Below are 18323 nucleotides of genomic sequence, written 5' to 3' on the forward strand. Positions count from 1 at the left end.
TACAAATAGAATTATTGCCTTGTTGGTTTTAATGCATTCGATGGGATCAACCAAATTCGGCTTACTTGTATTGCCCCTTGAATACGATTTGTTTTGCAAAGAATTTGAACTTGCCGTTCGGTGATTTTCCATTTGGCGGCAGTTTCTTTCACTGTCATATAGTTTTCCATTCGGCACCTCACAAATACAATAAACCATAATACATTATATTCGTTTAAACGAAATTTGTCAAGGCTTTCAAAAAAAGACGATGCTTCCGCTTCTTGTGATGACTATATCATCTGTCAGACGGGATTGGGTAAATGAAATAGGCGGGACATGGTTGAAATCAACCGTGTCCAGCATGTTTTTTTGCCTATTTGCGCTTTCTTTTTCCTTTTCCGTGGGTCATGTTGGTTTTCCCTCGCTGGTTAATAGAAGGTTTCAGGTGTTTGGACAGTTTCAAGACCTCTATTAGATTTACAAACTGCTCCATCGTGATCGCATCATAGTCAATACCAAAGGTTGCAAGGAAAATGCGGGCCTGTTTTTCCGCATCGCTGCCTTTGTAGTTCGTGGCTTCCTGCAAACTCTGCTGCACATCCAGCGCCGGAGAATGGCTGTCCGCAGTGGTCGCATCATTTTGATGGGCTTCCCGAATATCCCGAAGGATCAGCTTCAAATCGTCAGAAATAACATGGCCGAAATACTCGTCCTCCTGTACTTGTGCAAGTTCCAGCGTTCGTAGGTACAGATCATTTTCCGTTTCTCCCTGCTGCATCAGCACCATCTGGCGGACGGCTTGCAGTACGGCGTTCATATCGCTAATCCGCATATCAGCGATCCGATCCACATAAATTTCCGCATCCAGCATCATTTTCTGGAAATCATGGTGACAGAGAATTTCCGACAGCAGCCGGAGGTTGAATTTCCTGGCTTTCAGAACATCAATCGCATCATCACTCAGGTGCAGAGCACTCAGCTCTGTGTCTGAGTGATTTTTTTGCTCTGACACACCCAACAGATAATCCGTGGTTACATGATAAAACTTTGCCAGTGTGACGATGGCAAAAGGGCTGATGTCCTTATAATCGTCATTCTCGTATTTGCCGAGTGCAGATTTGGAAAGCCCGGTCTGGTTGGCCAGCTGTTCCAAGGTAAGTCCGTGCTCCACCCGCAAATCCTTCAATTTTTCCTGAATCGTTAAGGTCGTATTCATGCCAAGCCTCCTCGCCGCTCCATTTCTTTTATTATAACACAGCTTGTCTATAAGCGTGGAAATTGCTGCTTTTTCAGAGCCTTTTCCATCCTTTTGGATATACGGGAATGGTCATGTTTTTTCGCTAAAATGTACTTGTCACCAGACATTGCAGCTTGAAAAATACATGACCGTCCGAATGGGATATGTTCTCCGGCGAAGTACCGCCACGACATGAGCGTACCAAAGAGAACAAAACGCCGGGGTGAGAGTCCCGGGCAGGAACGGCATTCGGGAAAAACGGCGCTTAAAAAACACAGGCAAAAATCAATCCATGTGAAATCAGCGAACAAACTGCAATTTTAGTATTGCCACCCACACCAAAGAGCGTTGCACCGTCCAGCATACACAATACATCGTTTCGTGTGGATATTCGCTGTTTGGCTTGATTTCACACAAACCAACAAAACGGGAAAGCGGGTGCTGTGAATAGGGCATCACAAGCAAAAATTCCAGTTTGAAATTGAGTTTAATTCAAACAATGCTTTGCGGCAAATGGAATTTATCACGGAATAGATTTTGTTCGCCGCAGAGCAAACAAAACAGGAGGACTTTTTATGAGCGATCATGAGAATTACAGGAACGAGATCAAAGCCTACATTGTCAGGGCTGGCATGACCATGAGCGAGGTAGTGGAGGTTTTGGCTGACGAATACGGATGGAGCAGCAGCGTCCCCAACCTGTCCGGGAAATTAAAGCGCGGTTCTTTACGCTATGGCGAGGCGGTGGAGTTGGCGGATGTGCTGGGGTACGACATTGTGTGGCAGAAACGGAGGAAATAAGATCGAGCAGAAAATTTATGGGTACATCCGTGTTTCCACCAGAGAGCAAAATGAAGATCGTCAGGTCATTGCCCTCCGGGAAGTGGGCGTACCTGAGAGAAATGTTTATATCGACAAACAATCCGGCAAGGATTTCAAGCGTCCGCAGTACAAGAAACTGCTGCGAAAAATGAAAAAAGACGATCTGCTCTATATCAAGAGCATTGACCGTCTGGGACGCAATTACGCCGAAATATTGGAGCAATGGCGCTTTCTCACAAAGGAAAAAGGCATTGACATTGTGGTGCTGGATATGCCGCTTCTGGATACACGGAGAGGTAAGGATTTACTGGGAACTTTCCTCAGTGACATTGTGCTGCAAGTACTGTCTTTTGTGGCAGAGAACGAGCACACCAACATCCGGCAGCGGCAGGCTGAGGGTATTGCTGCGGCAAAAGCCAAGGGCATTCGGTTTGGGCGGCCACCCAAACCGCTGCCCGAGAATTTCCATTCTGTTTACCAGCGTTGGAAAATGGGAGAAATCACCGGGACGGCAGCAGCAAAGGAATGTGGGATGCCCCTTGCTACCTTCCGTTACCGGGCGGAGATTTACGAAAAAGCCAAGTTGTTGTAAAAGGGGTGTTTTTACAGGAATGTGTACCTTCCTGTAAAAGGTGCAAAAGTTTATATAAATTTATTATATCATGGAGCAGCAAAATTTTCCATACTGTTTTGGCGAAAAGCCAGACAAAACAGCGAACAAAAAACTGGTCATGTTTTCTTTACAGAAAGGTACACTTTTTCAAAACTAAAAATGAAATAACGGAGGAGAAATTATGGACTGTCCTAAATGTGGAGCTATTTTGGAAGAAGATGCAAAATTCTGCGTTTCTTGTGGTACACGCCTTGACGATTTTGGAGCAGCAGCGTCTAATGGGTTAGCGCAAGGTAAACAAAGTGATCATCCGACTACATTTGACGCCCCTAAAACAGAAACAAAGAAAGAACGAAAGGCAAATATGCCGGGATTGATTATTGGAACCCTTATAATTATCATTGGCCTTATCAGAGTGGTGAGCGCAGGAACAAGCATTTCCGCTACTTCCTTTGGAGCTGATTTTTACACATATACCTACCAAGGGATCGTTGCAATATCTGAAATTCTTGCTTCTATCGAACAGGCCATTGGTTGGTTGATTGTAGCTGTCGGTGCTGCCATTGATGTTATTTCAATGAAACATTAAGGGGACAAAAACCATGCGGTTCTGTAAATATTGTGGCACGGAAATCTCAGAAACAGATGAGCTTTGTCCAAATTGTGGAAGGAACTTAAAAAGTGGCTCAACAGACGAAGCAACCCAGAAAAATAGCACTATCAATAGTATCGAGACTGTAACAAAAAACATCAGGAAACATCCCAAAATCTTATTTGGAATAGCGGCCCTGATCGCCTGTGTTCTCATAATTGTAATCGTATTAAATCCGGGAAAATGCAAATATAGCGGATGTGGAAATAAAGCTGTTTCCGGCAGCGATTATTGCTATTCTCATAAATGTGCAGTAGAGTCGTGTAAGGATAGTCGCTTCCTTTATAGTAATTATTGTTATAAGCACTACCTTCTTTATGACGATGATGCGCAAGAAGAATTCGGCAGTGATCCTGTGTACTCACACGAATTGAAAATTAGCAATGTTAAACTTTCATCCAATAGTGGTTATACGATTGCCGAAGGGACTATTACAAACAACAGCGATCAGACGGTGAGCTTTGTAGAAATAAAAGGTGCATTTAAGACAAGTTCCGGGTCTGTGGTTGATACTGATTGGACATACGCTGTGGGGTCAGAAGGGCTTGCACCGGGTGAATCATGTAAGTGGAGACTGTCTGTCTCCAAAGATTGGTCAATTAAAGATTGTACAGTAACAGTAATCGACTTTGATTATTAAGGGAGGGATATTATTCGTGTTTTGCAAAAATTGCGGATCAAAGCTGGATGATGATGCCGTGTTTTGTGAAAAATGCGGCACGGCTATTAAGCGCACAGCAAGTTTAGATTCGGCTAAAGATTCCATCGCTCAGGAATCCAGTTCCAACAATCAAATATCAAACGAATCAGCCAATGAAAATCCTACCGCAACTGTGGCCAAGCCTAAAAGCAGACGAATTATTGCATTGGTTGCTGCTCTTGCTGTAATTGTTTTTTTAGCTATTTTCTTTGCGCTAAACAAATCAACATTTGGTGTTTCTGATCCAAGAGTTGAAAGTAATTTTAATAACGGCGGCAAGTTAGCTTTTGATGATAAGGCTCTATATTTTATTGGGCTTTATGACGAAAATGACAGTGAGACCTGTGCTTATTCAACTTCGTATACTGGAACCAATAAATCCCTTGTTTCAAGTAATCCAAATATCAGTAGAATCCGCATCGCAAATGGAAAAATCCTATATGCGACTTATGAAGATGACACTTATAAAATTGGTTTAATGGGAAAAGATGGTTCAGACGATAATATACTTGTTGAATTGACCAACGATTCCGATAATTACTTGAACGATTTCAGTGCATCGGATACGACTCTGTATTATCTGTATAATGATGAATTGAGAATGCGCCCCATGAATGATGGTGAGGATACTCTATTGCTTGATAATGTTGAGGATTTCATACTTGCTGGTGACACGATTTACTATGCCACTGAAAGTTCAATTTTCTCTTATGACATAAAAAAGGCTGAGAGCGTTGAAATTTGCAGTTCCGAGGCGTACAATCTTGTCCTTTGCGATGAAAAAATATACTTCAAAAATGACAATGGCATTTATAGAGTATCACTTACAGGCAAAGAGAGTGCCGAGCTAATTGTCAAAGATTCTAAAGTAGGAAACTTCGTCATAGATGGAGATAATATTTATTACCTTCAAACACTTGAAACGGATGAGATAACTGAGCTTGCCAAATATATTGACGAAGACGAATATTTTACTTACGCATTGGCAATGATTGGCTCTGGTCAAATTAAACGAGTCCCGAAAGCAGGTGGCCCCGCTGAATCGGTGGATTCAAATCAACCTCTCTCAACTGCGCTGTTTGTGTATCCCGATGGAATGTATTCGAGAACGAGCATTTTCTCTGACACACTATCTCTTGTAGAATTCGAATAATCCCTTGGTAACAAGGGCGCACTTCTATACAGGGTAAACCCTGTATGCGTGCGCTCTGCGAGGCAAACAGCCCGGACGATGGAAGTCCGGGCTGTTTTGCGTCACTGCGTTCCGTACAAGGGATTGCATCCCTTGCGCCGCTTATGCGGCTATCCCTGCCCGCTTTGGATGGGAAACAATCTGTTTGCACAGACAGTTTCCCATCCAAAGCCTGAAACGCAACACGCAAATTTTACCGCTTGTCCGAAAGGCAGGCGGTATTTTTTATCTGCAAATAAAGGAGGAATCTACAATGCCAACAACCGAAAAGCTGAAACAGGAGATCGCAGACGCAGAAAAGAAGCTGGCGCAGGAGCGCAGCAGGATCCAGCGGCTGCAAAACCGGAAATCCTATTATGAGAAGGGAGACAGGAAGAAACGGGCGCACCGCCTCATTACCAGAGGGGCTGCCGTGGAGAGCATTGCACCGCTGTCAAAGGTTTTGAGCGAAACGGAGTTCTATACTTTCATGGAAAAGGTTTTTACCTTGCCGGAAGTCAGGGCTTTGTTAATGAAGGCAATCAATACACACAATCAGGCAAGCCAGAAAGGAAAGGGATAAGTATCGCACTATTTCACTTCCATGTTACCCAGATCAAACGCAGCGCAGGGCAATCCGCTGTTGCGTCCGCTGCTTACCGATCCGGCGAAAAGCTGCACAGCGAGTATTACGGAGAGGACAGCGACTACACCCGGAAAGGCGGTGTGCTCTGTTCTGAAATTCTGCTGCCGCCCCACGCTCCGCCTTCCTTCGCAGACCGGCAGACTTTGTGGAACGAGGTGGAAAAGGCAGAACGGGGCAAGAAAGCCCAGCTTGCATACAGTTTCGACATTGCCTTGCAGAACGAGTTTTCCATGCAGGAGAACATCGACCTTGCAAGGCAATTTTTATTGGAGCAATTTGTGAGCCGGGGAATGGTGGTGGATTTCTCAGTTCATGCACCTGACAAGGGGAACGGCGGCATTGCCAACCCGCATTTTCATGTCATGTGTCCCATCCGTCCCCTGTTGCCGGACGGGAAATGGGGCAGCAAGCAGCGGCGGGAATATCTCCTGGATGAAAACAGGGAGCGCATACGGGATGAAGCAGGAAACTATGTGTTCAACGCTGTCCCCACCACGGACTGGGGTAAACCGGAAACGCTGGAACATTGGCGGGAACAGTGGGCGGCAATGTGCAATGCTCGATTTGCCGAAAAAGGGCTGAATTGCCGCATCGACCACCGCAGCTACGAGCGTCAGGGCGTGGAGCAGCTGCCTACTGTCCATGAGGGGCCGGCGATCCGCCAGATGGAGGCCAGAGGTATTCGTACTGACAAAGGCGAGTTTAACCGCTGGATCAAGGCGACCAATGCCTTGATCGGCAAGCTGAAAAAGAAAATTGCGGCGCTGCTTGACTGGCTGAAAGAAGCACATGAGGAGTTGAGCAAACCACAAGTCCCCAATCTGGCGCAGCTGCTCAGCGAGTATTATACCAACCGCAGCACAGGCGCATGGAGCCGGAAAGCGAAGATCGGAAATCTCAAAGAGTTCAATGAGATTTGCAATTATCTCATGCAGAACGATTTGACAACGCCGGAACAGTTGCAGGAGCGTGTATCTGCGCTGAGTGACCGCATTGACATTTTGAAGAGCGCCCTGTCTGGCAAATCTGACCGCATGAAGGAGCTGGACGAGCTTCTCCGCATGGTACAGTTTTACGCTGACGGAAAGCCTGTTGCAGACAAACTGGCAGCCATCAAGTGGAAAGGCAGGCGTGAGCAATTCATATCTGAAAATGAAAATGCACTCCGCCTGTATCACATGGCAGAGCGCAAATTAAAGCCGCATTTTAAGGATGGAAAATTGCCGGTCGCTGCATGGCGCAAGGAGCATGACCGTCTGGAACAGGAATACAAGACGGGGCAAGCGGAACTTTCGCCCATTTATGCCGAGGTGAAAAAACTTTGGCAGATCAAATACAAGGTAGAACAGATCGTTCGTGCACAGGAAAATCACGAGCAGAGCCGCAGAAAACAGCATCAGATCGACCATTAAGGAGGAATTCAAAAATGGAACTCAACTGGAAAGAGGATCATAACCTCATAAGGAAACTCGCAAAAATACTTCTCGGTGATACGCTGCCCAATGGCGAGCCTGTAAGTTCGTTCATATTGCTTGATGATGCTTCACGGGCTGAATTGCAGCGGTGGGCAAATATGAGTGATGCGGAATTTGCAGCCGCACAACGCAGCGGCGATTCCGTCCGCATTGATGTGGATGATGTCATCAGGCAGCTGGAAGAAAAATATGCTCTTGACCCACAGTTACTTGATGATTTGCTTTCGGTTTTTGATGCAGATGATTTGGAACTTTGGGAAGAAATCAGTCAATGGGAAAATTCTGACCATGACGAGCCAACGGAATATTTTTTCTCCAATCCCGATCCCTATTTTAAACTCGAACCGCTGCCGCCTGACCGCCCCAGACACAATTTCTGGTTTGACGAAACTGGACATATCCGTGTGAAAAATCCATCTGCTTTCTGGCTGCCGGAGTTCACCTTACAGCGTGAGATCGGCGGCACCATTTACACCATCACGGGCAGCTATGACGGGACAGAAACGCTGGATAGAAAGATGGAGCGCATTCTGGCTGAAAAGTTTACAGAAAATACGGAGGATGATGAATGACAAATACCGGGAATCTTGGTACAATAGAAGCAACCAATCCTGTACTGACAGTTGCCCCTTTGAAGGAGGATACAGAAATGTTACGGGCAACTGATAAAATCACTGCACTCTATTGCCGCCTCTCCCAAGAGGATGCAAACGCGGGCGACAGTAATTCCATCACCAATCAAAAGGACATCCTGCTCCGATACGCAAAAGAGCACCGTTTCCCGAATCCAACATTTTTTGTGGATGACGGATACAGCGGCACGAACTATGACCGCCCCGGATTTCAGCAGATGCTGTCAGAAATCGAGGCAGGAAAAGTGGCTGTTGTGCTGTCGAAAGACCTATCCCGGCTGGGTCGAAATTCTTCCCTGACGGGCTTGTATATCAACTTCACTTTTCCCAAGTATGGTGTGCGCTATATCGCCATCAACGACCACTTTGACACCATTGACCCCAACAGCACCGATAATGATGTTGCGGGAATCAAAAACTGGTTCAATGAGTTTTTTGCCAAGGATACCAGCCGTAAAATCCGTGCGGTACAGAAGGCCAAGGGCGAGCAGGGCATCCCGCTGACAACCAATGTCCCCTTTGGCTACCGCAAAGACCCGGAGGATCGGACAAAGTGGATCGTGGACGAGGCAGCCGCTCCTGTGGTCAAGCGCATCTTCAAGCTGTGTATGGAAGGCCGGGGGCCGATGCAGATCGCAAAACTCTTGCAGGCGGAACAGGTGCTCAACCCTACCGCCTATAAGCGGAGAGAGGGCATTAGCCCCCCAAGCCCTAAAACCGCCGATCCGTGCCATTGGAATCCTAATACCGTTGTTCATATTCTGGAACGGCGGGAATACACGGGCTGTACGGTTAATTTCAAGACCTACACCAACTCCATCTGGGACAAGAAGCAGCGGGAAACGCCCATTGAGAAGCAGGCGGTATTCTACAATACCCATCCGGCGATCATTGAGCAGGAAGTCTTTGACAAGGTGCAGGAGATCCGCAAGCAGCGCCATCGAAGGACAAAAACCGGAAAGAGCAGTCTGTTCTCCGGCATGGTTTACTGTGCTGACTGCGGGGCAAAAATGCGCTACTGCACCACCAACTACTTTGAGAAACGGCAAGACCATTTTGTATGCGCCAGCTACCGCAGCAACACGGGAACCTGTTCAGCCCATTTCATCCGGGCGGTTGTACTGGAAGAATTGGTCTGGATGCACATGAAAACGGTTATCTCCTATGTAACCCGGCATCAATCGCATTTCCGGGCAGTGATGGAGCATAGACTCCGGTTGTCCAGCGAAGAAGCTGTCCGGGGATACAAGAAGCGTCTGGCGCAGGCAGAACGCCGTCTTGGGGAACTTGACCGGCTGTTCATCCGTATCTATGAGGATAATGTGGCCGGAAAGCTCTCTGATGAACGGTTTGCGCTGATGAGCAAGACCTATGAGGACGAGCAGATGCAGCTTAAAGCGGAAATCCAGACCTTGCAGCAGGAAATCGAAGTACAGGAACGACAGATTGAAAATTTGGAGCAGTTCATCCAGCGGGTACACAAATACGAGGATTTGCAGGAAATGACACCCTACGCTCTGCGGGAACTTGTCAAGGGTATCTACATCGAAGCGCCTGACAAGAGCAGCGGGAAGCGCAGACAGAGCATCCGCATCTCCTATGACCTTGTGGGTTTTATCCCCGTGGACGAACTGATGAAACAGGAAACGGCATGACCGAAGCCATGCCGTTCCTGCAAAAAGCAATATTACTTTCTTATGACCCCCGGCCATTTGATCGGGGCTTTTTTCTTAAATTTAGTTGTATTTGTATGTTTTTTACAATGGAGCGGAAACAACAGAATTTTTTATTAGAAATACTATGAGTTTTTATATAAAATTGGGGCTTTCAAGAAATTTCTCTTGTGTTTTAAAAAGAAATAAAATGTGAAAATAAACAAAATAATAAAAGATAAAATGTATAATCTGATAAAAATATTGAAAGAGAAGCAAAGAAAATGTGGAAAACTCAAGATAATCTGCATAAAAATAGCTTTATAGAATCGACAAAAAGTCGAAATTTCTTGATACGGGATAAATTTTGAAAATAAGAATATATTGACAAACTACTGAATTTTTTATAAATAAGCTTTGAACGGCCCAAAAACTGTAATAAACGTACATAAAATGTATATTTAAACGTGCAAATTATACAGTGTATAACTCGTTAGGATAATAAAGTTAAATATTTTTTGTTTTGTTTGCATATAAAAGTTTTTAAAAAATATAGAATAGTATATAATATTGACAAAGTGAACCATATCTGTTATCCTAAATACAATCAATTTTGAGATCAGTAGATGCCGATGGGTTATACCATTTAAGGTATGGTTATGATGCTCAAAAGAAATCTGCCGAGATACAGCGTTGTATAAATTTGAGCGGCGGATTGTGTATGGGAGCTTGTTTCTGATGAGTTTCCAACAGGCGAAGGAGGAAGTATTATCGACAAAAACAGTAAATGGCTGATTTGCTCTGGCGCTGACAGCCACTCTTGCCTTGGGCGGCTGTGGGAATTGGAGATACGACGACGGTGATAAAGACCGACGCTGTATCACAGAACGTGTACAGAGCAAAGGCAAAACGAGTGAGCTGGTTTAAACTGAAGAAGGGGATCGAGATACTTTGCAGACTGACCGCTTGCATACTTCATGGTATGGGGTCAGCTTGTTCCGCTTTTAAGGGGAATATCGTAAAGGAAATCTGATCAGTTTTTCAGTACAGAATCAGGAGAAATGTAATTGGGTATTCCATTATGGATATACAGGTAGCTGCAGGGGAATTTGCAAAACCGATATTCTGAAAGGATGCCAAACAGTTACATAAAAGGCAAAAATGTGTTTCTGGTTGCCAGGCAAAAGGCTAAGGTGCCACAGCTTACATTCTGATCACTACGGAATGTTGATGATGGCACAATGTTTTTTCACTTTGGAAAAATCAGAAACGAGGTTTTACAAAAACCAAACCAGAATGAATTGCCGTAGGAAGGGTAAGGCGAGGAAGGATTGGAATAGTAAAACCCAGAATCCATAAATCAGACCATGTGAGCTGGTTGTGGATTTCAAGTTCGTAAAGAACAAAAAGAAGAACGAAAACAACACAACAAGATGCAAAACTCCGACAGTGAAAGATTCTGCGGATGATAAGGAAATAGCCTATGATTAAGTATACTGTAAAAAGACTGCTGCAGTCTCTTGTAACAGTCTTAATAATTGTAACAATTGTATTCTTGCTGCTCAGAATGCTCCCAACTGACTATTACTTCACAGAAGAGCAGTTGATGAAGTTCACCGAAGAACAGAAACAGGAACAGTTATTGGCAGCAGGCCTTCTCGATCCAATTCCAGAACAGCTGGTTCGCTTCTATGGTGACCTGGTAAGACTGGACTTTGGTGAATCCCGAAGAATTCAGAACGGTGTACCGGTAGTAAAAGTTATCGGCAGCAAGTTCCAGATTTCCATGAAATTAGGTATCATCTCGATTGGTATCTCTCTGGTAATCGGTGTTCTGATTGGTATCCTTCAGACCCGTTACAAAAACAGAATTCCTGACCATCTTGGTACCATCTACACCATCTTTGTAAACTCGGTACCTGCACTGGTATCCTACTCTCTGGTACTGGTATTCGGTTCCCGTGTGCTGGGACTGCCATCCATGTACTCTACACGAAATCCTGGTCCTTCCAGTATCCTGCCTCTGGTATGTCTGTCCATGACATCCATTGCATGGTACGCACTGTGGACCAGACGTTACATGATCGACGAGCTGAACAAAGACTACATCAAATTGGCTCGTGTAAAAGGTCTGGAAACCAAAAAGATCATGACAAGACACGTACTGAGAAACGCATTCGTTCCGATTGCACAGTACCTGCCACAGTCGATTCTGTCCACCATCGGTGGTTCCCTGCTTGTTGAAAGATTCTTCTCTGTACCAGGTATGGGTCCTCTGCTGACAGACTCGATCAACCGTTACGACACAAACGTTGTACAGACACTGGTAATTCTGTACGCAACACTGGGTATCGTGGGCGTATTCCTTGGTGACGTGCTCATGATGATCATCGACCCACGTATCACACTTGTAGGCAAAGGAGGAACAAGATAGTGGAAGATCAGAACAAAGTATTGGATCAGAAACTGGAAAATGAAGATGAACTCTTCCATTTCGTTGAATACTCTCCTGAAGCCGCTGAAATGATCGGTTATTCTGATTATTCTTACTGGAAGTCCGTTTTCCAAAATTTCTTGAAAAGAAAATCTGCAGTAGTTTTAAGTATCATTTTCTTTGCATTGGTTATTTTCTCGTTTATTGCTCTTGCAATCGGTAAATACGACTATGCAAACCTTGTAACTGACAGTACAAAAGCATTTATCAGCCCTAACTCCGAATATTGGTTTGGTACCGATAACATCGGTCGTGACTATTGGTGTCAGGTATGGTACGCTTCCCAGACATCCATCAAACTTGCTCTGATCGTAGCAGTTGGTGAGTGTGCACTGGGTATCACAATCGGTTGTCTGTGGGGTTATGTTCGTCAGCTCGACCGCTTCTTCACAGAGCTTTACAACCTGATCAACAACGTACCAATGATTCTTTACATGACTCTGATTGCTCTTCTGATTGGTCAGAGCTTCACCATCATGAGCATTTCCCTGATCTGCTTCGGATGGATGGTTATGGCACGTAACGTTCGTAACCTTGTTATGATGTATCGTGACCGTGAGTTTAACCTTGCATCCAGAACACTGGGTACTCCAATTGGACGTATTCTGATTAAAAACGTTCTGCCACAGCTGATCAGCGTTATCATTCTTCGTCTTGCTCTGTCTATTCCAGGTACTATCGGTATGGAGTCTACTCTGTCTTACCTCGGTCTTGGTTTGGATATCAATACACCTTCTCTGGGTATTCTGCTTAGAAACGCACGTAGCTACTTCCTGGATTATCCATACCTTCTGGTATTCCCGGCAGTTATCGTGTCCATCATCACCATTACCTTCTATCTGATCGGTAATGCATTCTCTGACGCAGCTGACCCACGAAATCACGTATAAACCAAGGAACAGGAGGAAGCACAAATGGCAACAAAAGAACCTATTTTATCTGCTAGAGATGTGGAAATCCAGTTCAGTTTGCGTGGTCGTAAATTAACAGCAATCAGAAAATGCTCTCTGGATTTGTACGAAGGCGAAACATTAGCAATCGTAGGAGAATCTGGTTCCGGTAAATCTGTATTTACAAAATCTTTTATCGGTATGCTGGATGCCAATGGTAGCATCATCGGCGGTTCCATCATGTACGATGGAGTAGATATCTCCAAATATAAAACAGAAAAAGAATGGATGACAATCCGTGGTAAAAAAATTGCCATGGTTATGCAGGACCCAATGACATCTCTGAACCCACTGAAAGTTGTTGGTAAACAGATTCAGGAAAGTATCGAGCTGCATCAGGGTCTGAAAGGTGAGGAAGCAAAAAAAGAAGCAATCGAAATGCTTCGCAAAGTAGGTATTCCTAACCCAGAACGCCGTTATAATCAGTATCCACATGAGTTCTCCGGTGGTATGAGACAGCGTGTTGTTATTGCTATCGCTGTTGCTTGTCGTCCACAGATCCTGATCTGCGACGAGCCAACTACCGCTCTGGACGTAACCATTCAGGCTCAGATTTTGGATCTGGTTCACAGCCTGCAGAAAGAACTGCACATGACCGTTATTTACATCACCCATGACTTGGGCGTTGTTGCAAACGTTGCTGACCGTGTTGCTGTTATGTACGCTGGTCAGATCGTTGAATACGGTTTGGTTAATGAAATCTTCTATGATGCATGGCATCCATACACCTGGGCACTGCTGTCTGCACTGCCACAGTTGGGTATTAAAGGTGAAGAACTTCCTTCCATCGAAGGTACTCCACCGAACCTCTTTAACGTTATCAAAGGCGATGCATTTGCTCCACGTAACAAACAGGCATTGGCAATTGATTTCGTAAAAGAGCCGCCATTCTTCAGCGTTTCTGAAACTCATAAAGCAAAAACATGGTATCTGGATCCTCGTGCTCCTAAGATTGAGCAGCCACACTCCATCCGTCGTTTGCGTGAGAAAATGAGAGAGAGGAGCTAATGAAAATGGCAGAAAGAGAAAAATTAATCGAACTGAAAGATTTGCAGATCAGTTTCGGTACCGGTAAAAAGAAATTCGTTGCAGTAGACCATGTAAATTTCGACATCTACAAAGGTGAGACCTTCTCTCTGGTAGGTGAGTCCGGTTCTGGTAAAACAACCATCGGTCGTGCAATTCTTAGAATTAACCCAACCTCCGCTGGTGAAATCTACTTTAAAGGTCAGAAAATCAACGGCAAGATCTCTAAAGAGCTGGATAAAGAAGTTATCCGTAAATGCCAGATGATTTTCCAGGACCCAATGGCTTCCCTGAACGAAAGAGCTAAGGTAGATTACATCGTATCTGAAGGTCTGATCAACCATCATCTCTACAAAGATGAAAAAGACCGTGAAGACAAAGTACAGAAGGTTCTGCGTGAAGTAGGTCTGCTTCCAGAGTTCGCTTCTCGTTTCCCACATGAGTTCTCCGGTGGTCAGAGACAGCGTATCGGTATTGCTCGTGCGCTGGTTATGGAACCTGAGTTCATCGTTGCTGACGAGCCAATTTCTGCGCTGGACGTTTCGATTCGTGCACAGGTACTGAACCTGCTTAACCGTCTGAAGAGAGACAGAGGTCTGACCTACCTCTTCATCGCTCATGACCTGTCTGTAGTTCGCTTTATTTCTGACCGTATCGCTGTAATTCATAAAGGTAGAATCGTAGAGCTGGCTGAGGCTGAGGAACTGTTCTTGCATCCTCTGCACCCATATACAAAAGCTCTGCTTTCTGCAGTACCGATTCCGGACCCAGAAATTGAAAAGAAAAAGAAACTGTTGGTATATGATCCATCTGTACATGATTACTCTGTTGATCAGCCAATCTGGGAAGAAATCACAGAAGGTCACTTCGTTTACGGAAATAAACGTGAACTGGAGCAGTACAGAAAAGAGATTGAAGCATAATTTATTTGCTGCAACTTATATTGAGTTACTTAAAAGTCCCCACATTGTAATGTGGGGACTTTTTTATGTCGTTTTAAATGTAAAGTAAACATTTTGCCGATCAGGAAGAAATAAATAAAGTTTTTAATAAATATAATAAAAAGCTGAAAGTATTTGCTTTTATTTGATTTATCTTTAAAAAACAATCAGAACAACGGAATATTTATTCTAAAATTAGAATAAAATGTAGCTGATTTTCCAAAATAAATCACATTGTTTTTTAAAACAGAATATAATGAGAAAGTCATGAAGAATAACAAAATTTTAAGGAATAATGCAGTATAGTAAAGCGTTAAAATTATAATTTTTGCACATATTTTAATAAATATAAAGAAATTAAATATATATTATTGACAAATTATAAATCCTGTGGTATCCTAACAATAATTTATTGTGATTTTGTTGTGATGTTAAACTCATGTTTTTGAGTTTTTAACATAGAAAATATTGGTAAAACAATGTGAATGAACTGTGTAAGGCAGTTGAGTAAAGGAGGAAAAATATGAAAAAGACAGTTTCCAAGTTGTTTGCTTTGCTTTTAGCAAGCTCTGTCGTTTTGAGTGGCTGTAACAGCTCCACTGGAGAAACTTCAGGAGAAAAAACAGATGGCGAAAGCACAACAGCACAAAACGAACAGACAGAAAGCGAACAGGATGCTCAATCCTCTGCTGATGAAATTACCGATTTGGTAATTCCAAAGGTTGCAACAAGAGAATTGGAGACATTCAATATTTTACATAGCCAGCTGGCGTCTGACTTTGAAAACCTGTGTAACCTGACAGAGCCATTGTTGGAAGTAGACACCTATGGTGAACTGTCTCCAGCACTGGCAGAAGAATGGGGAACAGAAGATGGCGGTCTGACCTGGACTTTCAAACTCCGTGAAGGTGTAAAATGGGTCGATGTGAACGCACAGGAAAAAGCAGATTGCGTTTCTCAGGACTTTGCAACCTCCCTCGAATGGGTGCTGAACTTCCATAAAAACGATTCTGCAAATACTTCGATGCCTCTGGAAATGATTCAGGGCGCAGAAGAGTATTATGAATATACCAAAACTTTGTCAGCAGAAGAAGCTCAGGCACTGACTGCTGGTGAAGGCTCCAAGTTCCGCGAAATGGTTGGAATCGAAACACCGGATGATTACACCGTTGTTTATCATTGCACCACTCCAAAACCATATTTTGACACAGTTGCAACCTATGCTTGTCTGTATCCAATGTCCCAGGCAATGGTTGATGAGCTTGGTGTCAAAGGTGTTCAGGAAATGAACAACGAGACAATGTGGTATAACGGTTGCTACACCATGACTTCCTATGTACAGGGCAACGAAAAAGTATTTACCAAGAATCCTACTTACTGGGATACAGAGTGCAGTCTGTTCAACACTGTTACCATTAAAATGGTAGAGTCCAACGACGTTGCATTCCAGCTTTATCAGACAGGCGAGGTTGACTATGTTGACCTGACAGAAAGTAACTTGAAGACCATCAGCGGCAATGCAAATAACGAGTTCTATGATTATCTGGTAGAAAAACCGGTAGATAAATATTCCTACCAGATTCACTTCAACTACAGTAAGAACAAAGAAGACGGAACTCCGGATACCAACTGGAATACCGCTATTGCAAATGAAAACTTCAGAAAAGCAATCTACTACGGTTTGGACCTGACAGATTACTATAAGAGAGTTAACGCAGTTAACCCAATGAACTGCGAAAATAACTTCTATACCATGAAGGGTCTGATCTATACATCCGATGGTACTGATTATACAGAACTGGTAAGACAGGAAATGGGCCTGCCAGAAAATAATGGCGAGACTATGATCCGTCTGGATGCAGAAAAAGCAGAAGAATACAAACAGGCTGCAATCGAAGAACTGACAGCTCTGGGTGTAACCTTCCCAGTTGGTCTGGATTACTACATTGCATCTGCTAACCAGGTTTCTCTGGACAGCGCTAATGTATTCAAACAGACCGTATCCAGCAGCTTGGGTGATGACTTTATCGTAGTAAACATCAAGACCTATATCTCCAGTGCAACAACAGAAGTTTACACTCCAAAACTCCACTCCATTTCCACTAACGGTTGGGGTGCTGACTACGGTGACCCACAGAACTACCTTGGTCAGGAAACTTACGGATATGATAACGCATACTATTCTACCAGCCAGTCTAAGATCAATGATGTAGAAGAAACAGAAGCAACCAAAGACCTGCTTGATACCTACAAAGAGTTTACAAGACTGGTAGAAGAAGCAGATGCAATTACCGATGACCTGGATGCACGTTATCAGGCATACGCAGTTGCAGAGGCATATATGCTGGATCATGCACTGGTAATCCCATTCTACTACAACCCGACCTGGTGTTTGACAAAAGTTGATCCATATAGTAAAATGAATGCAATGTTTGGTAGCCAGAACGAAAAGATGAAGAACTGGAAAACTAACGCAAATGGTTTTACTACAGAAGAGATCAAAGCCAGCGAGGAAGCACATAACAGTGCAACAAGCAAATAAATGATTGTCATTTCAGTTGCCCGGATTTTTTCGGGCAACTGCTTTTGTCATTTTATGCTGGAATGGAAACTCCCTTTATTTCGTTCTGAAAATATCTTGAAAGAAAGGATGTCTGAAAAGAGAATGAAGGATATAAAGGATGTTTTAAAGCCTTATATGCTGCGTCCTACTTTGCAGAAGGCGATTGTTCGTTTGCTGATCGGCCTTATTGCAGCGCTGTTGTGGGATCGAACCGTTAATTCCAGCCATTATTACGCGATTGTACCGGATGCCTTTTTTGTTGTGGGTGCATTCTGGCTGACACTTGCATGGATTAACTATCTGAGATTGGATGGCTTGAGAAATCCATTTGCGAACAGCTTGATGAGAAAAGAAGAAAAGAAGAAAAAACGTCTTTTGAAAAGAAAACGAGAGATGATCGATTATGTGGATGAGGAGCTTTCCGAACAGGAACAGCTGACAGATCGAGAGAAGCTCTATGCAAACTTCTTTGCGAATGTCGTTTCAGGATTACTTTTCTTTTTACCGGCACTGTTTGTTGTATTAATATAAAATATTTTGATATGTAGTTCCAATACCGCCTGATTGCTTCAGGCGGTATTTTTTGTTGTATTTTTTAAGACAAAGGTAAAAAACGGTTAGATCAAAAAGAAAGGGAGAACAAAAGTAACAAATAGATAAAATAATGTGTGACTTTACAAAAGAGAATCACGACTGGGAAATAGTTTTGGTCATATATACAAAGATAAAAAAATTACCGAAAAATGCTGGAAATTTAGGAATATTTAT

At 43.7% G+C, this 18323-nt stretch carries 17 protein-coding genes; 15 read left to right on the forward strand and 2 right to left on the reverse strand.

Translation table 11 applies throughout. From position 1 onward, the window contains the following. Window positions 1-11 precede the first annotated feature (11 nt). Both BQ5375_RS08430 and BQ5375_RS08435 read right to left on the reverse strand, forming a co-directional pair. Window positions 12-170 carry a DNA-binding protein gene (locus BQ5375_RS08430; protein ID WP_076917706.1) on the reverse strand — a complete coding sequence of 53 codons (159 nt, stop codon included), beginning with the start codon at window positions 168-170 and terminating at the stop codon, window positions 12-14. Window positions 171-355: 185 nt separating this feature from the next. Beyond that, window positions 356-1198 carry a helix-turn-helix domain-containing protein gene (locus BQ5375_RS08435; RefSeq protein WP_076917707.1) on the reverse strand — a complete coding sequence of 281 codons (843 nt, stop codon included), beginning with the start codon at window positions 1196-1198 and terminating at the stop codon, window positions 356-358. Window positions 1199-1794: 596 nt separating this feature from the next. Here BQ5375_RS08435 and BQ5375_RS08440 point away from each other — a divergent pair. The 15 genes from BQ5375_RS08440 to BQ5375_RS08510 all read left to right on the forward strand — a co-directional run bounded on the left by BQ5375_RS08440 (window position 1795) and on the right by BQ5375_RS08510 (window position 18086). After that, window positions 1795-2019 carry a hypothetical protein gene (locus tag BQ5375_RS08440; RefSeq protein ID WP_021919702.1) on the forward strand — a complete coding sequence of 75 codons (225 nt, stop codon included), beginning with the start codon at window positions 1795-1797 and terminating at the stop codon, window positions 2017-2019. Further along, window positions 1976-2632, forward strand: a complete 657-nt coding sequence (locus BQ5375_RS08445; RefSeq protein ID WP_076917708.1) for a recombinase family protein — start codon at window positions 1976-1978, stop codon at window positions 2630-2632. Before BQ5375_RS08440 ends, BQ5375_RS08445 begins: the two co-directional genes overlap by 44 nt. Window positions 2633-2834: 202 nt before the next feature. Further along, window positions 2835-3242, forward strand: a complete 408-nt coding sequence (locus BQ5375_RS08450; RefSeq protein WP_076917709.1) for a zinc-ribbon domain-containing protein — start codon at window positions 2835-2837, stop codon at window positions 3240-3242. A 13-nt stretch (window positions 3243-3255) separates the two neighbouring features. Further along, window positions 3256-3945 (forward strand): FxLYD domain-containing protein, encoded by a 690-nt coding sequence (locus tag BQ5375_RS08455; protein WP_076917710.1) that lies wholly within the window; start codon window positions 3256-3258, stop codon window positions 3943-3945. A gap of 16 nt (window positions 3946-3961) precedes the next feature. Continuing rightward, window positions 3962-5158: a zinc ribbon domain-containing protein gene (locus tag BQ5375_RS08460; RefSeq protein WP_159438027.1), complete on the forward strand. Its 1197-nt coding sequence runs from the start codon at window positions 3962-3964 to the stop codon at window positions 5156-5158. A 292-nt stretch (window positions 5159-5450) separates the two neighbouring features. Then, the gene (locus tag BQ5375_RS08465; RefSeq protein WP_076917712.1) at window positions 5451-5759 is read left to right on the forward strand and encodes a DUF3847 domain-containing protein; all 309 of its coding nucleotides are present in this window, start codon (window positions 5451-5453) and stop codon (window positions 5757-5759) included. A gap of 2 nt (window positions 5760-5761) precedes the next feature. After that, the gene (gene mobQ, locus BQ5375_RS08470; RefSeq protein WP_076917713.1) at window positions 5762-7234 is read left to right on the forward strand and encodes a MobQ family relaxase; all 1473 of its coding nucleotides are present in this window, start codon (window positions 5762-5764) and stop codon (window positions 7232-7234) included. 14 nt (window positions 7235-7248) lie between these two features. Continuing rightward, window positions 7249-7869 carry a hypothetical protein gene (locus tag BQ5375_RS08475; protein ID WP_076917714.1) on the forward strand — a complete coding sequence of 207 codons (621 nt, stop codon included), beginning with the start codon at window positions 7249-7251 and terminating at the stop codon, window positions 7867-7869. A gap of 77 nt (window positions 7870-7946) precedes the next feature. Continuing rightward, a complete protein-coding gene (locus tag BQ5375_RS08480; RefSeq protein WP_076918124.1) occupies window positions 7947-9584 on the forward strand; it encodes a recombinase family protein in 1638 nt (545 codons plus the stop codon). Window positions 9585-11064: 1480 nt separating this feature from the next. After that, window positions 11065-12015: an ABC transporter permease gene (locus BQ5375_RS08485; protein WP_022133326.1), complete on the forward strand. Its 951-nt coding sequence runs from the start codon at window positions 11065-11067 to the stop codon at window positions 12013-12015. Then, window positions 12015-12965 (forward strand): oligopeptide ABC transporter permease OppC, encoded by a 951-nt coding sequence (gene oppC, locus BQ5375_RS08490; protein WP_022133325.1) that lies wholly within the window; start codon window positions 12015-12017, stop codon window positions 12963-12965. Before BQ5375_RS08485 ends, oppC begins: the two co-directional genes overlap by 1 nt. Before the next feature lie 24 nt (window positions 12966-12989). Beyond that, window positions 12990-14033, forward strand: coding sequence for an ABC transporter ATP-binding protein (locus tag BQ5375_RS08495; protein ID WP_022133324.1), 1044 nt, complete (start codon window positions 12990-12992; stop codon window positions 14031-14033). 5 nt (window positions 14034-14038) lie between these two features. Beyond that, complete coding sequence (locus BQ5375_RS08500; protein WP_022133323.1) at window positions 14039-14974, forward strand: ATP-binding cassette domain-containing protein; 936 nt, start codon at window positions 14039-14041, stop codon at window positions 14972-14974. A gap of 541 nt (window positions 14975-15515) precedes the next feature. Next, complete coding sequence (locus BQ5375_RS08505; RefSeq protein WP_022133322.1) at window positions 15516-17534, forward strand: peptide ABC transporter substrate-binding protein; 2019 nt, start codon at window positions 15516-15518, stop codon at window positions 17532-17534. 123 nt (window positions 17535-17657) lie between these two features. After that, complete coding sequence (locus BQ5375_RS08510; RefSeq protein ID WP_022133321.1) at window positions 17658-18086, forward strand: hypothetical protein; 429 nt, start codon at window positions 17658-17660, stop codon at window positions 18084-18086. Window positions 18087-18323: the final 237 nt, after the last annotated feature.

This window comes from Negativibacillus massiliensis (genome assembly GCF_900148495.1).
Classification (GTDB): Bacteria; Bacillota; Clostridia; order Oscillospirales; family Ruminococcaceae; genus Negativibacillus; species Negativibacillus massiliensis.

Bases quoted from the DNA above. Each gene is read 5' to 3' on its own strand.
- BQ5375_RS08450 (WP_076917709.1), top strand. From the start codon at position 2,835: ATGGACTGTCCTAAATGTGGAGCTATTTTGGAAGAAGATGCAAAATTC.
- BQ5375_RS08455 (WP_076917710.1), top strand. From the start codon at position 3,256: ATGCGGTTCTGTAAATATTGTGGCACGGAAATCTCAGAAACAGATGAG.
- BQ5375_RS08480 (WP_076918124.1), top strand. From the start codon at position 7,947: ATGTTACGGGCAACTGATAAAATCACTGCACTCTATTGCCGCCTCTCC.
- BQ5375_RS08435 (WP_076917707.1), bottom strand. From the start codon at position 1,198: ATGAATACGACCTTAACGATTCAGGAAAAATTGAAGGATTTGCGGGTG.
- BQ5375_RS08510 (WP_022133321.1), top strand. From the start codon at position 17,658: ATGAAGGATATAAAGGATGTTTTAAAGCCTTATATGCTGCGTCCTACT.
- BQ5375_RS08440 (WP_021919702.1), top strand. From the start codon at position 1,795: ATGAGCGATCATGAGAATTACAGGAACGAGATCAAAGCCTACATTGTC.
- BQ5375_RS08485 (WP_022133326.1), top strand. From the start codon at position 11,065: ATGATTAAGTATACTGTAAAAAGACTGCTGCAGTCTCTTGTAACAGTC.
- BQ5375_RS08495 (WP_022133324.1), top strand. From the start codon at position 12,990: ATGGCAACAAAAGAACCTATTTTATCTGCTAGAGATGTGGAAATCCAG.
- BQ5375_RS08445 (WP_076917708.1), top strand. From the start codon at position 1,976: ATGTGCTGGGGTACGACATTGTGTGGCAGAAACGGAGGAAATAAGATC.
- BQ5375_RS08475 (WP_076917714.1), top strand. From the start codon at position 7,249: ATGGAACTCAACTGGAAAGAGGATCATAACCTCATAAGGAAACTCGCA.
- BQ5375_RS08465 (WP_076917712.1), top strand. From the start codon at position 5,451: ATGCCAACAACCGAAAAGCTGAAACAGGAGATCGCAGACGCAGAAAAG.
- BQ5375_RS08430 (WP_076917706.1), bottom strand. From the start codon at position 170: ATGGAAAACTATATGACAGTGAAAGAAACTGCCGCCAAATGGAAAATC.
- BQ5375_RS08505 (WP_022133322.1), top strand. From the start codon at position 15,516: ATGAAAAAGACAGTTTCCAAGTTGTTTGCTTTGCTTTTAGCAAGCTCT.
- BQ5375_RS08500 (WP_022133323.1), top strand. From the start codon at position 14,039: ATGGCAGAAAGAGAAAAATTAATCGAACTGAAAGATTTGCAGATCAGT.